The sequence below is a fragment of the Kitasatospora sp. Xyl93 genome (assembly GCF_055383135.1).
On the sequence record NZ_AP029185.1, the window covers coordinates 8,485,108 to 8,502,880 of the forward strand.

General features: G+C 75.9%; 13 protein-coding genes. 3 read left to right on the plus strand and 10 right to left on the minus strand.

Annotated elements, in window-relative coordinates; all coding sequences use genetic code 11:
* Positions 1-96: 96 nt before the first annotated feature.
* From ACZ5GH_RS36840 to ACZ5GH_RS36870, 7 genes are all read right to left on the minus strand, one after another.
* Positions 97-5,070: an amino acid adenylation domain-containing protein gene (locus ACZ5GH_RS36840; protein ID WP_464336566.1), complete on the minus strand. Its 4,974-nt coding sequence runs from the start codon at positions 5,068-5,070 to the stop codon at positions 97-99.
* Entirely contained in the window at positions 5,067-7,094 is a 2,028-nt protein-coding gene (locus tag ACZ5GH_RS36845) for an ABC transporter ATP-binding protein (protein WP_387754577.1), read from the minus strand. The genes ACZ5GH_RS36840 and ACZ5GH_RS36845 overlap by 4 nt, the downstream gene beginning before the upstream one ends.
* Complete coding sequence (locus ACZ5GH_RS36850; RefSeq protein ID WP_387754580.1) at positions 7,091-7,324, minus strand: MbtH family protein; 234 nt, start codon at positions 7,322-7,324, stop codon at positions 7,091-7,093. Before ACZ5GH_RS36850 ends, ACZ5GH_RS36845 begins: the two co-directional genes overlap by 4 nt.
* Before the next feature lie 85 nt (positions 7,325-7,409).
* Positions 7,410-8,729 (minus strand): (3,5-dihydroxyphenyl)acetyl-CoA 1,2-dioxygenase DpgC, encoded by a 1,320-nt coding sequence (gene dpgC, locus ACZ5GH_RS36855; protein WP_464336567.1) that lies wholly within the window; start codon positions 8,727-8,729, stop codon positions 7,410-7,412.
* Entirely contained in the window at positions 8,726-9,409 is a 684-nt protein-coding gene (dpgB, locus tag ACZ5GH_RS36860) for an enoyl-CoA-hydratase DpgB (protein WP_387754585.1), read from the minus strand. The genes dpgC and dpgB overlap by 4 nt, the downstream gene beginning before the upstream one ends.
* A 26-nt stretch (positions 9,410-9,435) precedes the next feature.
* Positions 9,436-10,572, minus strand: a complete 1,137-nt coding sequence (dpgA, locus tag ACZ5GH_RS36865) for a 3,5-dihydroxyphenylacetyl-CoA synthase DpgA (protein WP_387754588.1) — start codon at positions 10,570-10,572, stop codon at positions 9,436-9,438.
* Entirely contained in the window at positions 10,569-11,936 is a 1,368-nt protein-coding gene (locus ACZ5GH_RS36870) for an aminotransferase-like domain-containing protein (RefSeq protein ID WP_464336568.1), read from the minus strand. Before ACZ5GH_RS36870 ends, dpgA begins: the two co-directional genes overlap by 4 nt.
* 935 nt (positions 11,937-12,871) lie before the next feature.
* Here ACZ5GH_RS36870 and ACZ5GH_RS36875 point away from each other — a divergent pair.
* Positions 12,872-14,719, plus strand: a complete 1,848-nt coding sequence (locus ACZ5GH_RS36875; RefSeq protein WP_464336569.1) for a hypothetical protein — start codon at positions 12,872-12,874, stop codon at positions 14,717-14,719.
* A gap of 210 nt (positions 14,720-14,929) precedes the next feature.
* Entirely contained in the window at positions 14,930-15,742 is an 813-nt protein-coding gene (locus ACZ5GH_RS36880; RefSeq protein WP_387754595.1) for a maleylpyruvate isomerase family mycothiol-dependent enzyme, read from the plus strand.
* 95 nt (positions 15,743-15,837) lie between these two features.
* Here ACZ5GH_RS36880 and ACZ5GH_RS36885 read toward each other — a convergent pair whose 3' ends face one another.
* Positions 15,838-16,179, minus strand: coding sequence for a hypothetical protein (locus ACZ5GH_RS36885; RefSeq protein ID WP_464336570.1), 342 nt, complete (start codon positions 16,177-16,179; stop codon positions 15,838-15,840).
* A gap of 95 nt (positions 16,180-16,274) precedes the next feature.
* Positions 16,275-16,568 carry a helix-turn-helix transcriptional regulator gene (locus ACZ5GH_RS36890; RefSeq protein ID WP_387754599.1) on the minus strand — a complete coding sequence of 98 codons (294 nt, stop codon included), beginning with the start codon at positions 16,566-16,568 and terminating at the stop codon, positions 16,275-16,277.
* Positions 16,569-16,736: 168 nt separating this feature from the next.
* Here ACZ5GH_RS36890 and ACZ5GH_RS36895 point away from each other — a divergent pair, with 168 nt between their 5' ends.
* Positions 16,737-17,192, plus strand: coding sequence for an STAS domain-containing protein (locus tag ACZ5GH_RS36895; RefSeq protein ID WP_387754602.1), 456 nt, complete (start codon positions 16,737-16,739; stop codon positions 17,190-17,192).
* Between the two features lie 4 nt (positions 17,193-17,196).
* On the opposite strand, the gene ACZ5GH_RS36900 is transcribed toward ACZ5GH_RS36895, so the two are convergent.
* A complete protein-coding gene (locus ACZ5GH_RS36900; protein ID WP_387754605.1) occupies positions 17,197-17,655 on the minus strand; it encodes a MarR family winged helix-turn-helix transcriptional regulator in 459 nt (152 codons plus the stop codon).
* Between the last annotated feature and the right edge of the window lie 118 nt (positions 17,656-17,773).

The following is a 17,773-nucleotide window of genomic DNA, read 5'->3' on the forward strand; positions in this document are numbered from 1 at the left end:
CGGTGTCCCCGGGTCCCCCGGCCCGGCCCGTCGTCGGGCCCGGCCGGACCGGAGGACCCCACCCCGCTCCGCCGCGGGAGCGCCGCCGGGGCCGGGTCAGTCGCCGGCCGCGCCGCCGAAGGCGGATTCGAACTCGTCGATGTCCTCCTGACCCAGCGAGATCAGCGAGAAGTCCGACGGGGTGTGACCTCCGGGGCCCTCGGAGGCGTGCCGGACCAGCCCTTCGAGCACGGCCCGCCAGCGCCCGGCGAGGTCGCCGAGCTCCTCCCCGCTGAGCAGCCCGCGCGGCGACTCCAGGACGAAGCGCAGCTCGGGGCCCTGCGGCAGGTCCCGCGCCGAGCCGTTGATCTCCAGCACGTGCCGCAGCGGCGTCGAGGCGTCGACACCACCCTCGGGCGACCCGTGCCCGACCGCCGGCGTCCAGGGGGACGCGCCCGCCCGCGGCTCCCCGCCCCGGGCGCCCGCCTCCGGCCCCGAACCGCCGAACCGGCCCAGGTAGTTGAACCCGATCTGCGGCGCCGCGAGCGGCTCCAGCACCGGACGGGTGGCCGGGTTGGCGTACCTGAGCAGCCCGTAGCCCAGGCCGTCGCCCGGCCGCTGCCGCAGCTGCTCCTTGACCCGCTTGATCAGCCGCGCCGCGTCCGCGCCGCCCGCCCGGACCTCGGCCGGGTCGACCGGGCCCGTCTCCAGCCACGCCGGGTGGACGGCGGTGAACCAGCCGACGGTCCGCGTCAGGTCCATGTCCTCGGACATCGGCACCCGGCCGTGCGCCTCCCGGTCGACCAGGAAGCCCTCCGGCACCGGCCGCCCGCGCGCCCGCAGCCACTCCTCCAGCGCCGCGGCGAGCCCGGCCAGCAGCACGTCGTCCACTCCCGCGTGGTAGGCGGCGGGCAGCGCCGCCAGCAGCGGTCCCGCCGTCGCCGCCGGGACGCTCAGCTCGGCGCTGGACAGGCCGCCTCCCACGGTGTCGGTCCGCGGGTCCAGCGGCCGGCCGGCGAGCGGCGGCTCGCTCCGCTCGAGCATCCGCCGCCACAGCGGCAGCTCGTCCACCGTCTGCTGCGCCCTGGCCCGCTCCGCCAGGGCGAGCGCCCAGCGGCGGAAGGAGGTCGGCTCGGCGGCGACCGCCGCCCGCGCCGCGTCCGCGCCCCCGGCGTCCAGGGCCGCGTCCGCGAGCGCCAGGTCGGGCATCAGCACCCGCCAGGAGACGCCGTCGATCACCAGGTGGTGGGCGACCAGCAGGACGAGGCCGGTGTCGCCGGCGCCGCGGTCCAGGAGCACGGCCCGCAGCATCACGCCGTCGTGCGGCGCGAGCGCGGCCTCGGCCGCGGCGGCCTGGTCGTCGATCAGCGCGTCCAGCCGCTCCCCGTCGAGGCCGGCCGCCTCCACCCGGGTCACCAGGTCCGCCACCGGCACGGCCCAGGGCGCCCCGGGTTCGGGGACCACCAGCCGCCCGTCCGCGTCCTCGCCCTCCAGCCGGGCCCGCAGCACGTCGTGGCGCCCGACGACCGCCCCGAGCACGGCGGCCAGCCGCTCGGCCGTCAGACCGGGCGGCGCGGTCAGCACCATCGCCTGGCTGCCGGCGCGCGCCGGCGAACCGGTGCGGGCCGCGATCTCGCGCATCACCGGGGTCAGCGGGACGGGGCCGCCGGGGACGTCCTCGCCACCCTCCGCCGCGCCGTCGTCGACCGACTCGGCGACCCGCGCGAGCTCCGCGGGGGTGCGCAGCTCGAAGATCTGGCGCGGGGTGACGGTCAGGCCGGCCTTGCGGGCCCGCCCCGCCAGCAGCATCGAGGTGATCGAGTCGCCGCCGAGGGCGAAGAAGGAGTCCTCCGCCCCCACCTGCTCCAGGCCGAGCACCTCGGCGAAGAGCCGGCACAGCAGCTCCTCCGTGTCGGTGGCGGCGGCGCGCCCGGCCGCCCGGCCGGAGAAGTCGGGCGGCGGCAGGGCGGCCCGGTCGACCTTGCCGTTCGCCGTCACCGGCAGCGCGTCGAGCACGGTCACCGAGGCCGGGACCATGTAGTCGGGCAGCCTCCCGGCGAGGTACTCCTCCAGCGCCCGCGGCTCGGGCGAGGCCTGCCCGTCCCCGGCCGGCACGACGTACCCGGCCAGCCGCTTGTGGCCGCCGCCGTCCTCGACCGCGACCACCAGCGCCTGGGCGACGTCCGGGTGGGCGGCGAGCACGGCCTCGACCTCGGCCGGTTCGATGCGGAACCCGCGGATCTTGAGCTGCTGGTCGGCGCGGCCGAGGAAGAGCAGCTGCCCGTCCTCGGTCCACTGCGCCAGGTCGCCGGTGCGGTACATCCGCGCGCCCTCGGGCTCGCCCTCGGCGGGGAAGGGGCAGGCGACGAAGCGCTCCGCGGTGAGCGAGGCCCGGCCCAGGTAGCCGCGGGCCAGCCCGGCCCCGGCCAGGTAGAGCTCGCCCGTCATGCCGACCGGCACCGGCTTGAGGAACGCGTCCAGGACGAACACCCGGGTGTTGTCCATCGGCCGGCCCAGCGGCACCGCGTCGGGCACCGCCTCCGGGTCGGTGAAGGGCAGCTGGGTGGCGAACGCCGTGGACTCGGTCGGGCCGTAGGTGGTGCGCACCACCAGGCCGGGGTGGGAGCGCAGCAGCGTGCGCACGGCGTTGGCGGAGACGACGTCGCCGCCGGTGGACACCTCGCGCACCCCGCCGAAGATGTGCGCGGCCTGCTCGGCGAGCACCCGGAAGTGCCCCGCCGTGGCGTGCACGCTGGTCACCTTCTGGGCCGCGATCAGCCGGCCGCGCTCGACCGTGTCGATGTCCCCGGGGGGCACCAGCACCAGCCGGCCGCCGTGCAGCAGCGTCGTCCAGATCTCGTAGGTGGAGGCGTCGAAGGCGTGGTTGGCCTGCACCAGCACCCGTTCGAGGGTCTCGGAGGACCAGCACTCGTCGAGGCAGAACGCGACGACGCTGCCGTACGTCACCGCGACGCCCTTCGGCAGCCCGGTGGACCCCGAGGTGTAGATGACGTACATCAGGTTCTCCGGCCGTACGGGCACCGGGGGGAAGGCCTCGTCCGGCCCGGCCCCGGCGGGGGAGTCGCCGTCCGCGGGGTCCGGCTCCAGGCGCAGCACCTCGGCGGGGCCGAACAGTTCGGCGTCGGCCAGGCCCCGCGCGGCGTTCGGCTCGTCGACCAGCACCACGGCCGCGCCGGCCTGCGCCGCCACCGCGGCGAGCCGGGCGGCCGGGTGCGCGCCGTCCATCGGCAGGTAGGCCGCGCCGGTCTTCACCACCGCCAGCAGCGCGGTGACCAGCTCGGGCGAGCGCTCGGCCACCACGCCCACCAGCGTCTCCGGGCCGACGCCGAGCCCGGCCAGCCGGTGCGCCAGGCGGTTCGCCCGCCGGTCCAACTCGGCGTAGGTCAGCTCGCGCTCCCCGGCCACCACGGCCACCGCCCGCGGGGTGCGGCGCGCCTGCCGCTCCAGGAGTTCGGCGAGCGTGGCGCCCGGCAGGTCGCGGCGGGTCGGGTTCCCGCCCCCGCCCAGGCCCTGGCGCTCGTCGCCGGTCAGCACGTCGAGCCGGCCCAGCGGCACGCCGGGGTCCTCCGCGACCTGGCGCAGGATCCGCAGCATCCGGTCGACGAGGGCGCGGGCGGTGCGCTCGTCGAACAGGTCGGGCCGGTAGTCCAGCCGGAGCTCGATGTCGTCGGTCGGGGTGACCACGACGGTCAGCGGGTAGTGCGCGGCCTCCTCGCCGCCGCCCGCGGAGATCCGCAGGCCGGCCGGGCCCGCCCCGAAGAGCGAGGGCGGCGGCCCCTGCGACGGCCCCTGCGGCGGACCCCCGGGCCCGTCCGGACCCCCGGGCCCGGGCGAGGGCCTGGGCGGCTCGGGCGGCCCCTGCGGCAGCGGGCCGCCGCTCTGCCGCCCGCTGCGCAGCGCCGTGCCGCCCAGGCCCTCGCCCGGCGGCGAGGGGGGTTCGGGCCCGGCCGCCCCGGGGGGCCCGTCGGGCACGGCCGAGCGCATCGACGGGGCCACCATCGGGCCGCGCGGATAGTTCTGGAAGACCATCAGGGTGTCGAACACCGCGCCCGGGCCGCCGGCGCGCTGGATCTCGGGCAGGCTCAGCTGCTGGTGGTCCAGCAGGGCGGCCTGCTGGTCCTGCAGCGCCGTCATGGCCTCGCGGAAGGGCCGGGCCGGGTCCAGCGGCACCCGCACCGGCACGGTGTTGATGAACAGCCCGACCATCCGGTCCGCCTGCGGCACCTCGGCCGGGCGGCCGGAGACGGTCGCCCCGAAGACCGGGTCCAGCCGGCCGGACAGCTTGCCCACCAGCAGCGCCCAGGCGACCTGGAAGACCCGGTTGAGGGTCACCCCGGAGGCGCGCGCGGTCTCCCGCAGCCGCTCGGCGAGGTCGTCGCCGATCCGGTCGATCACGTGCCGCAGCATCACCGGCGGGCCGCCGCGGTCGCCCGGGCCCACCAGGGTGGGGCCCTCGGTGCCGACCAGCATCTCCTGCCACGCCCGGCGCGCGGCGTCCTTGTCCCGGCGCACCAGCCAGGCCAGGTAGTCGCGGTACTGCGGCACCTTCGGCAGCACCGAGGGGTCGCCGTCGTTGCCGTAGATCGCCCACAGCTCGCCGAACAGGATCGGCAGCGACCAGCCGTCCATCAGGATGTGGTGCATCGTCACCACCATCCGGTGCCGCTCGGGGCCGGCCCGCAGCAGCAGCACCCGCAGCAGCGGCGGCACGCCGAGGTCGAAGCGCCGGGCGTCGACCTCGGCCAGCCGCGCGGCCCGCGCCTCGGCCTCCTGCTCGCCGAGGCCGCCGAGGTCGGCGTAGGTCCACGGGATCCGCACGCCCTTGGCGATCACCTGGACGGTGTCGCCGGCCGCGCGGGAGCGGAAGCCGGCCCGCAGGCTCGCGTGCCGCTCCAGCAGCGCCTGCCAGGACGCCTCGAGCACGTCGGGCCGCAGCGGGCCGTCGAGGTTGAGGATCCGCTGCCCCACGTACACGTCCCGGGGCGCGTCCTGGTCGTACGAGGCGTGGAACAGCAGTCCCTCCTGCAGCGGGGACAGCGGCCAGACGTCCTCGACCGTCAACTGGGTCATCGTGCTCTCCGTTCGGGTTGGCCGGGGTTGCCCGCCGTCTCGGGCGGCGGCAGTACGCGCAGGGGCCCGCCGCCGGGCGCCAGCGGGGGCAGGTCGCGGTGGCCGTTCGCCGACGGCGGCGCGGGGTCGGGGCGCGGCGCGGGCGGGTCGGCGAACTGGGTGCGGTACAGCTCCGCGTACAGGCCGCCGCCGTCGACGAGTTCGGTGTGCCGGCCGCGTTCGACCACGTGCCCGTCCTTGAGCACGAGGATCTGGTCGGCCTCGCGGATCGTGGACAGGCGGTGCGCGATCACCAGGGCGGTGCGGCCGGACAGGGCGGTCCACAGGGCCCGCTGCAGGGCCGCCTCGGACTCCGAGTCCAGGTGCGCCGTGGCCTCGTCGAGCACGACCACGGACGGTTTCTTGAGCAGCAGCCGGGCGATCGACAGGCGCTGCTTCTCGCCGCCGGAGAAGCGGTAGCCGCGGTCGCCCATGACGGTGTCGAGGCCGTCGGGCAGCGCCCGGACCACGTCCCAGACCTGCGCGGCCTCGCAGGCCTCGACGAGCTCCGCCTCGCTGGCGCCCGGCCGGGCGTAGAGCAGGTTGGCGCGGATGGTGTCGTGGAACATGTGCGCCTCCTGGGTCACCATGCCGACGGTGGCGTGCAGCGAGGCCAGGGTCAGGTCGCGCACGTCGTGGCCGCCGATCCGCACGGTGCCCTCGGTGGGTTCGTACAGCCGCGCCACCAGCTGGCTGACGGTGGTCTTGCCCGCGCCGGAGGGGCCGACGAGCGCGGTCAGCCGGCCCGCCGGGGCGCGGAAGCTGACGCCGCGCAGCGCGTGGGCGTCGCCGGAGCGCTCCGGGACGGGCAGCGACAGCGTCTCCAGCGAGGCGAGGGAGACCTCCCCGGCCCGGGGGTAGCGGAAGGAGACGTCCTCGAACTCGACCTCCGGGGCCCCGGCCGGGCCGGCCGGGGGCAGCGCGACCGCGCCGGGCCGCTCCACGATCAGCGGCTTGAGGTCCAGCACCTCGAAGAGCCGGTCGAAGGAGACGAGCGCGGTCAGGTAGTTCGACTGCAGGTTGGAGAGCTGGTTGATCGGCCCGAACAGCCGCGCCAGGAGGGTGGCCAGCGCCACCAGCGAGCCGATCTGGATCGTCCCGTCGATCACCAGCTCGCCGCCGACGCCGTAGACCACCGCGGTGGCCAGCGAGGCCAGCAGCGTCACCGTCACCAGCAGCATCCGCGCGTAGACGGAGGTGACCACGCCGACGTCCCGCACCCGCGCCGCGCGTTCGGCGAAGCGCCGGCCCTCGCCGTCCGGCCGGCCGTAGAGCTTGACCAGCAGCGCGCCGGCCACGTTGAAGCGCTCCTGCATGAGCGAGCCGAGTTCGGCGTCCAGCTGCATCGAGGTGCGCAGGTTGCGCTGCAGCCGGCGGCCCACGATCCGGCCCGGCAGCACGAAGAAGGGCACCGTGACGAGCACCACCAGGCCGACGACCCAGGACAGGTAGAAGATCGTGACGATCACCAGGCCCAGCACCAGCAGGCTGGAGAGCACGTTGGACAGCAGCACCGTCACCGCCTGCTGGGCCTCCATCACGTCGGTGTTCAGCCGGCTCACCAGCGAACCGGTCTGGGTCCGGGTGAAGAACGCGAGCGGCTGGCGCTGCACGTGCCCGAAGACCTCGGTGCGCAGGTCGTAGATCAGCCCCTCGCCGATGCGCGCCGAACTGCGGCTCACCAGGAAGCCCACCAGCGCCTGCAGCAGCGCCAGGCCCGCCACCGCGGCGGCGGCACCGGCCACCACGCCCCGGTCGCGGGGCACGATGCCGTGGTCGATGAGCACCTTGAACAGCAGCGGCGTGGAGACGGTGACGACGGCGTCGAGCACGGTCAGGCTCAGCAGCGCGACGATCTGCCGGCGGTAGGGCCGCAGGTAGGGCAGGACCCGCCGGGCGGTGCCGGGCCTCACCCGCCCCCGGGCCGGCGCCGCCTCGTCGCCGGGGTCGGCCCGTACGGTGATCAGCGGGCCCGGGCCCATCATGGTGCGGCGACCTCCTTGCCGTTCGTGGCGGTGACCGGGGCGCCGGGCCGCGGACGCTGGTCGCTCCAGGTGCGGTCGACGTAGGCCAGGCATTCGTCCCGCGCGCCCTGGCCGTAGACGATCCGCCAGCCCGGCGGCACCTGCGCGAAGGCGGGCCACAGCGAGTACTGGCCCCGGGGGTTGACGAGCACCAGGTAGGCGGCGTCGGGGTCGTCGAAGGGGCTGGTCATCTCGGTCTCCTCGGGGTTCGGGGTTCGGGGGCCGGCCGCCGGGCGGCGGCGGGGGAGTGCGGGGGGTCAGGGGGCCCGGTGGGCGTCACCCGGGCGGCCGGGCCGAGAAGCGGCCCGCCTTGCCGAGCACGTCGGCGGCGTGGATGCGCAGCGCCTGCTGGACGGCGAACTCGGCCATGTACGCGCGGAATCCGTCGGCCGGCTCCAGGGCGAGGTTCACCATGCGGCGGTTGGCGGTGACGGCCGGGTCGCGCAGCAGCTCGACGGCGCGCTCCACGGCCGCGTCGAGGTCCGCCGGGTCGACGACCCGGTCGACGAGGGCGCGGGCCTCGGGGTCGGTCGCGCGCACCCGCCGGCCGCCGAGGATGATCTGCCGGGCCAGCCGGGGGCCGGTCACCGCGGGGAGGCGGAAGTCCGCCGCGCCGGGGACGATCCCCTCCTGCGCGGCCGGCAGGCTCAGGTAGGCGTCGGAGGCCGCGAGCACGTGGTCCACCGCGAGCAGCAGCTGCATGCCGCCGCCGATCGCGAAGCCGTCCACCGCCGCCACCCACGGCATGTCGGTGAGCGGGTAGCGCCAGGACGGCTCGTCCGTGCGCAGGCCGAGCAGCAGCTTCCTGAGGTAGCCGAGCTCCCGGCGCAGCAGGAAGCCGGTGAGGGTGATCTCGCCCGCGTGCAGGCGCTTGAGGTTGATGCCGGCGCTGAACACCCGGCGGCCCGCGTAGCGCGGGTGGGTCATCTCGCCGCCGCGGATCAGCCCGATCTCGCAGCCCGGGTCCAGCAGCGCGAGGTCGACCGCGGTCTCCATGTCGTCGACCTGCTGCTCGTCCTCGGCGTTGAGGCGGTCCCCGGCGCACATGGTGATCCGGGCCACCCCAGCGCGCCGTTCCAGCTCCGTGGTCTCCAGCCGCACCGTCCCGGTGGCCCGGAACTCCGCGAGCAGGCCCAGGGCGCGACCGGTGGGCCGCAGCATGGAGTCCATCAGGTGCCCGCCGGCGGCCGGGCAGCGCAGCAGGCCGCGCAGGAGCACGCCCACGTCGGTCTCGTAGCCCAGGCGCTCCCCGGGCGGGGCGGCCCGGTCCGCGCGCAGCTGCGCGGGGGTGGGCACCAGGCCGGGTACGGCCGAGGCGGCGTCCTCCACCAGGGCGTCGAGCCGCGGGCGGCGGGTGCGGTCCGCGGTGAGCCGGTCGTAGAGCGGCTCGGCGTGGTGGTCCAGGAAGGCGGTGCGCTGGGCGCGCCCGGCCTCCAGCAGCCGCTCGGTGCGGGCGCGCTGCTCGCCGGTGCGCGGGCCGGGGTCGGGGAACGGGGCGAGCGGCCGGGCGGCCCGGTCGAGCCGGTCCGCGGGGCGGCCCCGTGCGGTGGCGGGGGCCGGCGGGGCGGCGGGGGCCCGGGTGTCCGCGGTGCTCACGCCGTCACCTCGTCGGCGGTCCGGGTGCGCCGCAGCGCGCGGTCGCAGGCGGCCAGGTGCGGGCCGAGCGCGTCCTCGAAGCTCATCCACTGGGCGTCGAAGGCCAGTTGGCGGCGGATCGCGAGTTCGGGGCCGGACAGCCGGCGCAGCAGCCGGGCGGCGGCCGCCAGGGCGCGCCCGGGGTCGGTGCTCACCTGGTCCACCAGGCACCGTTGCAGGGCCTCGCGGGCGGTGATCGGCACCCCGAAGAGCACCGAGCGGCGCGCCGGGGCCAGCCCGAGCTGCTGGACCAGCCGGAAGCCGGCCATCCCCGGCCAGGTGGCCTGCCCCTGGAAGGACAGCAGCAGCCGCAGGTCCGGCGAGGCCACCCGGATGTCGGAGGCGAGCAGCAGGTCCAGCGCGGTGCCGCCGCAGTCCCCGCCGGCCGCGGCCAGGGTGGGCATCCGCAGCCGCTCGAAGCGCCGTACGGCCCGCTCCCACTTGGTGACGGCGGCGACGTCGGCGGCCTTGGCCACCTCCTCGCCGGTCGGGGCGCCGGAGAGGAACAGGGTCGCGAAGTCGGCTCCGGAGGCTTCCGCCTCGTCGCAGAGGTCGGACAGGGCGCGGGTCGCTTCGGCCGAGATCTCCCGGCGGCCGTCCACGTGCAGCACCGGGCCTCCGAGGAGGACGTTGACAGGCATGGCTGTCTCCCTTGCGTCGGGTTGGGTCACCACTGGATGAGCGCGGATTCGATGGTGGAACCCGGTCCCATGGTCATGAGCACGCCGTAGTCCCCGGCGCGGACCACGCCCTCCTTCAGGAGCCGGTCGTAGGAGAAGAGGAACGAGCCGCTGGAGACGTTGCCGAAGTCGCGCAGCACGGTGATGGTGTGCCGCAGGTCGTGCCGGGTCAGCCCCAGGTTGACGGCGACCGCGTCGATGACCTTCTTGCCGCCGGAGTGCACCAGCCAGTGCGCGACGTCGTCGCGGCGCAGCGACGTGCCCTCCAGCAGCCGGTCGACGACGCCCTCCACGTGCGCGCCGACCAGGTAGGGGATCTGCGGGTCCAGGAAGAAGCTGAAGCGGCCCTGGTCGCGGTCCCAGTCGTAGCGCATCGCGTCGATGGCGTCGACGATCGTCACGCTCGCGGTCCGCAGGATCCGGGGCCCCGCGAGCCGGTCGCCGGCCCCCCGCTCCTCCTCCTGCTCCTCCTCGGGTCGCTCCCGGTCCCGCGGCCCGGGATCGGCCATCACCGCGACCGCCGCGGCGCCGTCGCCGAAGAGGCTGTTGACCACGGCCGTGCGCATCGTGGAGTCCATCGTGTAGGCGGCCGAGCAGGCCTCCGAGCAGACCATCACGGCCAGCCTGCCCGGGTTGGCCGCGGCCCAGTTGCCGACCACGGCCAGCGCGTTGAGCCCGGCGTTGCAGCCCATGCCGACGATGTCGGCGCGCGCGGTGTGCCAGTCCATGCCGAGCTTGCGGATCAGCAGCGCGCTCAGCCCGGGGGTGAGGAAGCCGGTCGAGGTCACGCAGCACAGGTACGCCACCTCGGACAGCGCGGCCCCGATCCGCTTCAGGCACAGGGCCAGCGCCTCCGAGCCCATGCTCACGGCCCAGGCCTTGTGCTTGTCCAGGAGGTCGCCCTGGCTCTCCCGCAGCCGGGTGCCGTCGGGCGCCGCCGGGGGCAGCACCAGCGAACGCTGCTGGATGGAGCCCAGCAGGAACACCGAGCGCACCTTGCGGTCGGTGATGCCGAACAGGTCGAGCAGCTCCTCCTGGGAGTAGTGCTCGGGTGGCACGGCGGTGCCCACGCTCAGGATGCGCGGGGCCGTGGCGGTCGGTGCCCGGTCCAGGGTCGCGGTCATGATGCGTCACTCTCCGTTCCGTTGCCGTGCTTCCCGCCGGGCGTCCCGTCGCCGTGCCGACCGCCGCCGGGCGCTTCGGTGCTGAGCGCCTCCACGAACCGGGCGAGCCGCTCCACGCCCTCGGCCACCTGACCGGCCGTCAGGCAGCTGATGGCGAGCCGGATCTCCTGCTCGCCCCCGCCGAAGGGGTGGAAGAACTCCATCGGCGTCCAGATCACGCCGAACTCGCGGGCCGAACGCTCCAGCGCCGCCGTGCCGGTGCGGAAACCGGTGCGCAGGGTGAGGAAGAACCCGCCGTCGGGACGGTTCCAGTCGACCCCCAGCTCCCGGCGGCGCCCCTCGGGCAGCCACCGGTCCAGCTGCGCGAGCGTGTCGGCCATGCAGCGGCCGTAGTGCTCGGCGGCCCGGGCGTTCAGGACGGACAGCCGCCCGTCCGCGCTGAGCAGCGCACCCGCCGCGGCCGCCTGGCTGAGCGAGGAGGTGTTGACCGTCACCATGCTCTTGACCTTCGCCAGGTCCTGCGCGAGCAGCCGCACCCGCCCCCGGGCGTCGCGCACCTCCTGGTCCGCCACCACGTAGCCGACCCGCGCGCCGGGGAACAGCGTCTTGGAGTACGTACCGAGCTGGACGACGCACCCCGACCCGTCGAGCGCCTTGAGCATGGGGCTGCGCGGACCGGGGCCGCTCAGCCGGTAGGGACTGTCCTCCAGGACCAGCAGCCCGTGCCGCTCGGCCAGTTCGAGCAGCGCGGTGCGGGTCGCGAGGTCCAGCGTGGACCCGGTCGGGTTGGCGTGGTCCGGCACCACGTAGACGGCCCTGGGCCGGCGGCCGGCCGCGCGCTGCGCCCGCACCGCCTCGTCGAGGTCCGCCACCACCAGCCGCCCGTCGCGCTCGGGCACCGCGACCATCGGGACGTCGAGCAGCCGCGCGGCCCCGATGATGCCGACGTAGCACGGGGTGACCAGGAGCAGCACGTCCTGGGGCGTCGCGAACAGCGTGCGCAGCGTCAGGAACATCGCCTCCTGCGCACCGACGGTCACCACGATCGCCTCGGGCGCGACCTCCAGCCCCTCGTCCTGCCGCAGCGAGTGCGCGACCAGCTCCCGGATCTGCCCCGCCGCCGGCCCGTACTGGTAGAAGCGGCTGCGCACTTCGGCCGGCCCCGCGCCCCGGCTCTCCAGGTACGCCGCGTACCGGCGCAGGTGGGCGTGGACCTCCTCGACCTCGAAGAAGCCGTCGTAGGGGCGGCCCGGGGCGAAGGACACCGCGTCCGGGTAGCTGAACGTGATCTCGTTCAGGAAGTTCATCCGGTCGAGGACGGGGTCCTCGATGCTCGAGTGCAGCGTCGTCGAATCGAGCACCATGGTGCCCACCTTTCCGCGTACGGGCCGCAGTTCGGGCCCCGCGCCGAAGGGCGCGGGCCACGGCCCGCGGGAAGGAGGTGCGGCAGGGCACCGGTGCGGGCGATGTGCGGCGGACGGCCTGCGGCAGGCCCGGGCCCGGCGGGCGCCGTCGTCCGGCTCGCGTCGTGCGGTCGGGCACCCGCGGCGCGGCGTGCCCGTCGCCGTAAACGCGGGGCGCACCGGGCGGCCGTCCGGCCGGACCCGTCCCCGGTCCCCGCACGCGCGCCCCGCGCGTCGGCGAGCGCCGCGGGCAGCGGCGCCCGGCCCGACCGGGGTGTGCGCGCGAGGACCGGGGGGCGTCCCGCCGGCGGTTCGCCGGGGTCGGCCTCCCGCGTTCCCGCATCGACCGATTTCGACTTCGAATTCATGGCGGCCCCTCGGACCCGGCCTGCGGGCCCCGGTCCCGGCAACGCCACTGCGCGCGCACCACCGGTCCGGTGGCGCGGGCGCGGCGCTTGAACGCGAGAACGGCCGTCGAAGGCGACGGGGCTGAGCGCGACACGGGGGATGCCCGGCATCCCGGCGCGCCCCTGTCACCGCTTCGAACCGGCAACGGATATCAAACGGATACCTGGAGCAAGGGCCCTGTCTGCTGTTTGTCCTGTTCCAGTACGCGCCCCCGCACAAGCCCCTGTCAAGTGCCGAGCGTTTCCATCCGACTACGGTCCGCCACCGCCCGGGCGGCCGGGCGGGGCGCCGGCCGCGCCCCCGGCACCGGGCGCGGGACACGCGGCCGGCTCCGGCCCACGGCCGCGGCCGGCGGCGGGCGGGCCGCCATCGGGCATCAACCCCCCTGGGCGAGCAGGAGGTTGGGGCCCTGTGGACGGGGCCGGGCGGCGCGTAGGATCGGAGGCCGGCGGGCGGGTGGCGGGGCGGCGCGGACCGAGGGGGAGCGTGTGACGAAGCGTGATGTCCGGCGGGGCGCGGTCCGGCGCGGTGTGCTGGCGCTGGCCGTCTGGTGGCTGTGGATGCCGCTGGTCGCGGCGCTGGTGTGGCTGGTCAAGCACGCCGTGTTCGGCGGGTTCGGGCAGCAGGACCAGAGCTACGTGCTGCTGGTCGAGCGGCTGTTCCTGCCGAACGGCGGCGTGCTGGACGCGGCGCCGCTGTTCTGGATCTGGGCCGCGATCGGCCTGGGCGGCACGGTGGTCGCGGTCACGTACGTCGCCCGGGAGTCCGGGGCCGGGTACCGCGGGTGGCGCACGCGCCTGACGCTGGCGGCGGTGCTGCTGGCGCTGGCCGGCTCGCTGGTGCGGGCCGGCACCGGGCTGTGGGACGACGACAAGGACGAGGGCCGCTACTACGCGGCGGCCACCGTGCTCGACATCCCCGCCGGCGGGGCGGGCACCCCGCGCTCGGTGCTGCCGGTCACCGAGCACACCCGCGCGGGCGACGGCGGCCGCTGCGACCTGGTGGGCACCGCGGACGTGCCGGCCTGCGTGAAGACCGCGCCGATGCCGGACTTCGACTTCGAGGCGCGCACCGCCTCCTACGCGGCGGCCACCAAGGCGCTGACCGACAGCGCCGGCCTGACCTCCGGGGTCCACCTGATGGGCCACAGCCTGCACTACCTGCCCGACGCCGCACCGGGCGGCGGCGTGTGGACGGCCGTCCTGGACGGCTCCGGCGAGCAGCCGATGGAGGGCGTCGCCGTCTGGGACGGCCGCTCGAACTCCGTCGCCACCTGCGCGTTCCGCGGCGAGCACGCGTTCGGCCGGGCCTTCGCCGGCACCGGGGCCGTCAGCCTGCGCAACCTGCTCGCCGAACGGTTCCCGGACCTGGTCTACAGCGACCAGGACATCTGGGGCTACTGCGACGGCGCCGACCCCCGCACCGCCGAGCCCGTGGTGGTGATCTCGGTGGCCCGCCAGCGCGGCTGGCACCAGCGCACCGTCCTGGAGCCGGCCGGGGTGCTGGTGCTGCGCGGCTCGCCGGACGGCCGCCCGGACGCGATGTACCGGGCGGACGTGGCGCCGGGCGAACTTCCCGGAGCCGTCTACCCGGCCTCGGTGGTCCGCTCCCAGATCCACGAGGTCCAGTGGCTCGGCGGCCGCGGCGCGAAGGACGACCGCGGCTTCGGCTACGCCCACACCTCGGCCTCCACCAACGCCGTCAACCCGGGCGAGTTCCTGCTGCGCTCGAAGGCGGACGGCCACCTGTACTACGTGACGCCGCTGGTGCCGCGGGAGAGCTCCTCGCAGCTGGTGGTGGCCTTCGCGGTCCTGCAGGCCGACCGGGTCGGCGGCGGCCTCAACGACCTGCACGTGTACGTGCGCGGTGACGACGGCCCGGCGGTGAACCTGGACGTGCTGGCCAGCCGGATGGTGTCGTACATGGCGCAGCAGACCTCGATCTCCATCAGCGCCGGGCCGGGCGGCGCACTGCAGGAGATCGTCCCGTTCGGGCGGGACATGTGGCGCGGCTTCGTGGACTTCAACGGGCAGACCCAGGACTACATCGACCTGTCGGGCGACGCCACGGTGACGCCCAACCTGGTGTCGCTGAGCGGCGACATCACCGCGCCCGGCGGCGGCCGGCCGGCCCCGGCCCCGACACCGGCGCCGACCGGACCGGCACCCACCGGGCAGCCGTCCACCGCGCCTCCCACCGCGCCGCCGCCCGCACCGGCCGGCGGGTGCGGCGGCGACCCGGCGCAGTTGACGACAAGTCAACTCGCCTCCTGCGTCGCCGAGTTGTCCAAGGCCCTGCAGGGCCGCGTGCAGGACCCGGCGCCCGCCCGGCCCTGACGGCCGCCCCCGCCCCTGCCCGTCCGGCCGGGGGTTCCGCGGGCGGCTCCGCGCAGCGCCGCCGGTGCCGCCCAACGGCCGTCCGGCGCCGCCGAGTTCGGGTACGCGCCGAGCGGCGGCGCCCGTCGTGCCCCAGGCCGCCGCGGTGCTGGGACTTCCGGCCGTGCACGGACTGGACAGCGGTGCGCGAGTCGTCCAGTCTTCACCACCATGACGTTCCCTCAACACACTTCCGGTACCGCACGCACCGCGCTCTTCGAGGCGGTCACCGCGGTCGGCGACGAGGCCGTCGCCCTGCTCGCCGACTGCCGCGGCGACACCCGGATCCCCGGAGCCGAGTGGACGGTCGCCGAGGCGGCCGCCCACCTGGCGATGGCCAACGAGCTGATGGCCGCACTGGCCGCCGGCGAGGACCGGCCGTACGGGGACGGCACCCCGGGGGCGCTGGCCGCGGCGAACGCGGTCTCGCTGGCCGAGCGGCCCGAACGGGACCCGGCCGTGCTGGCCGGGGAGATCGCCCGGCAGGCCTGGGAGTTCGCGGCGGCGGCCGGCCCGCGCACCGGCGCCGAACCGGTGCTGACCCCGCTCGGGCGGATGGACCTGGACACCCTCGGCGCCTACCTGCTGACCCACATGCTGGCCCACCTGTACGACGTCGCCGTCGCCCTCGGCCGGCCGCACCCCGTCGACCGGCGGCGGGTCGAACTGACGATGCCGTTCCTGCGCACCGCCATGCCGCTGGTGACGGACGCCCGCACCGCGGCCGGCCACAGCGCCTGCTACCGGCTGCGGCTGCGGGGCCAGGGCGGCTTCGCGGTGACCTTCACGGACGGCGCCGCCGTGGTGAGCCAGGAGCCGCCGCGCCGCCCGGACTGCACGATCGTCGTCGAGCCGGTGGCGTTCTTCCTCCTGGCCCTGGGCCGCTGCTCCACCACCGGCGCCATCGCCCGCGGCAAGGTGTTCGCCTGGGGCCGCCGCCCGTGGCTGGCCCCGGCCTTCCCCGGGCTGTTCACCGCGCCCTGAGCCCCACCGGCTCCGACCGGCTTCGGACGGCTCCGACCGGATCCGACCGGCTCCGTCCGGCTTCCGGGCGGCCGTCCGGCGGACCGGGAGGACGGCTACCCGGGCCGGGGGCCGTCCTCGGCGCCGCCCGGGTGGGCCGGGTCGGGCGTGCGGGGAGCGCGGGGCGAGCGGGGCGCCGCCCTGCCCTCCTCGGCGTCCCGGCACGCCCCGCAGGTGTTCCAGTGCGGCCGGCCGGGGCCGGAGGAGCGGTGGGGCGCGAGGGTCATGTCGGAGGTGTGCCGGCCGCACAGGGTGAGGGGCCCGCAGGCCCCTGAGGCCTCCGCGGGAGCGGCGTGGGCCAGACGCACCGGGTTCTCGGGGTCCGCCGGCAGGAGGTCCGGGCCGAGGAGCCGCACGTTGGCCGGCGTATCGGGTTCGAGCACGATGACGGTGTCCATCCCCTCAACGTCGCCGCAGGAGCGCCGCGCCGCACGCGCACGGTGGCATCCGGACCAGCCGGCCGCGGCCCGGGGCCGCGGCGGCGCGGTCGGGTTCAGCGCAGGAGGGTGGCGAGGAGCTCGGAGATGGTGGGCCCGGCGTCGGCGGGGTGACGGAGCTGTTTGCTGGTGATGACGCTGTAGTGGTTGGTGCGGCCGCGGCGTTCGTGGCTGAGGTACCCGGCCTGTTCGAGGTCGGCGATGATGCGCTGGACGGCGCGCTCCGTGAGCAGGCAGCGCGCGGCGATGTCGCGCACCCGGATGCCGGGGTCCCGGGCGATCTGGACCAGCACGCGGGCGTGATTGGTCAGGAAGGTCCACTGCCGTTCGGTCGTCGTGCCGTCGTCCATCCCCCCACGATAGTGCCACGGGTTTCACGACAGCGAAAACACGACAGATAATTCGTGCAATGGTTGACATGTCCGGCGGGTTGGGCGAAGAGTGGAACGGATGCAATCCGAACCGCCTGAACAGGGCCCGTACGGTGGTTCCGTCTGGAGATGGTGTGCGTGGACCCGATGAACAGGCAGGCACTGGAGCGGCTGCAGTCCCTGCTGGCCGACAGCGTCGGCCCGAGCTGCGCGAGCGGGCCGCCGTGCCTGACGTCCGAGACCGCCAGGATCGGTGACGCCCTCGTGTGCTCCTTCGCCGGGGACATGATCCTGGACAGCGAGTCCGTCGCCGCCCGCGCGCTGGCCGCCGCGCTCGACCGGCGCCCGTCCCTGCTGGCGATCGACCTCGCCGGCGTGGAGCTGCTCACCTCCACCGGCCTCAACCTGCTGCTCACCGCCCGCCGGCGGGCGCTGGCCGACGGCGTCCCGCTGGTGCTGGTCGCCCCGTCCGAGCGGACGCTGCGGGTCATGGAGCTCACCGAGACCACCGCGCTGTTCCCGGTCCACGCGAGCGCCGAGGACGCCGTCCGCCGGCACGCGCCGGACGCGCTGCCCGCCGTCCCCCCGTACGGCCGGCCGTAGGCGCTCAGAGCCGGTCGTAGACGGCGGACAGCCGCTGCAACACCTCGGTGGCCCGATCCAGGGCCTCGTCGTCGTAGTCGGCCAGGTCGGTGTGCAGGGCCTCGGCCAGCGCCCGTTGGCGCTGGTCGTGCCGGGCCCGGCCGGTGTCGGTGAGGGCGACCAGCACGGAGCGCTTGTCCTCGGGCTGGCGGGTGCGGGTGACGTAGCCGGCCGCGACCAGGCCGTTGACCAGCTGGGTGGTGGCGGCGCCGGTGGTCTCGGTGCCGGCGGCGAGCCGGCCGATGGTCAGCGGGCCCTGTTCGGCCAGGGTGCGCAGGGCCCGGGCGTGGGTGAGCGAGAGCGCGCCCGGGGTGCGGGTGGCGCGCCCGCGCAGCCGGGCGTCGGCGGCGCTGAGCCGGTAGGCGGCGCGGGCCAGGCGGTCGAGCGCCCGGGCGCGGTCGTCGGTGGGCTGCGGCTCGGTCATCGGGATTCCTCCTGGACGGGTGGACGGCGGCCCGGTTGACAACAGCCTAGCCTCAGTACTTAATGACTAAGTACTTATTCATTAAGTACTGAGGCAAACGGACCTCCAGGAGGAGACC

Bases quoted from the DNA above. Each gene is read 5' to 3' on its own strand.
- ACZ5GH_RS36900 (WP_387754605.1), bottom strand. From the start codon at position 17,655: ATGACCGAGCCGCAGCCCACCGACGACCGCGCCCGGGCGCTCGACCGC.
- ACZ5GH_RS36885 (WP_464336570.1), bottom strand. From the start codon at position 16,179: ATGGACACCGTCATCGTGCTCGAACCCGATACGCCGGCCAACGTGCGG.
- ACZ5GH_RS36880 (WP_387754595.1), top strand. From the start codon at position 14,930: ATGACGTTCCCTCAACACACTTCCGGTACCGCACGCACCGCGCTCTTC.
- ACZ5GH_RS36890 (WP_387754599.1), bottom strand. From the start codon at position 16,568: ATGGACGACGGCACGACGACCGAACGGCAGTGGACCTTCCTGACCAAT.
- ACZ5GH_RS36895 (WP_387754602.1), top strand. From the start codon at position 16,737: ATGAACAGGCAGGCACTGGAGCGGCTGCAGTCCCTGCTGGCCGACAGC.
- ACZ5GH_RS36840 (WP_464336566.1), bottom strand. From the start codon at position 5,070: ATGACCCAGTTGACGGTCGAGGACGTCTGGCCGCTGTCCCCGCTGCAG.
- ACZ5GH_RS36845 (WP_387754577.1), bottom strand. From the start codon at position 7,094: ATGATGGGCCCGGGCCCGCTGATCACCGTACGGGCCGACCCCGGCGAC.
- dpgA (WP_387754588.1), bottom strand. From the start codon at position 10,572: ATGACCGCGACCCTGGACCGGGCACCGACCGCCACGGCCCCGCGCATC.
- ACZ5GH_RS36870 (WP_464336568.1), bottom strand. From the start codon at position 11,936: ATGGTGCTCGATTCGACGACGCTGCACTCGAGCATCGAGGACCCCGTC.
- dpgB (WP_387754585.1), bottom strand. From the start codon at position 9,409: ATGCCTGTCAACGTCCTCCTCGGAGGCCCGGTGCTGCACGTGGACGGC.
- ACZ5GH_RS36850 (WP_387754580.1), bottom strand. From the start codon at position 7,324: ATGACCAGCCCCTTCGACGACCCCGACGCCGCCTACCTGGTGCTCGTC.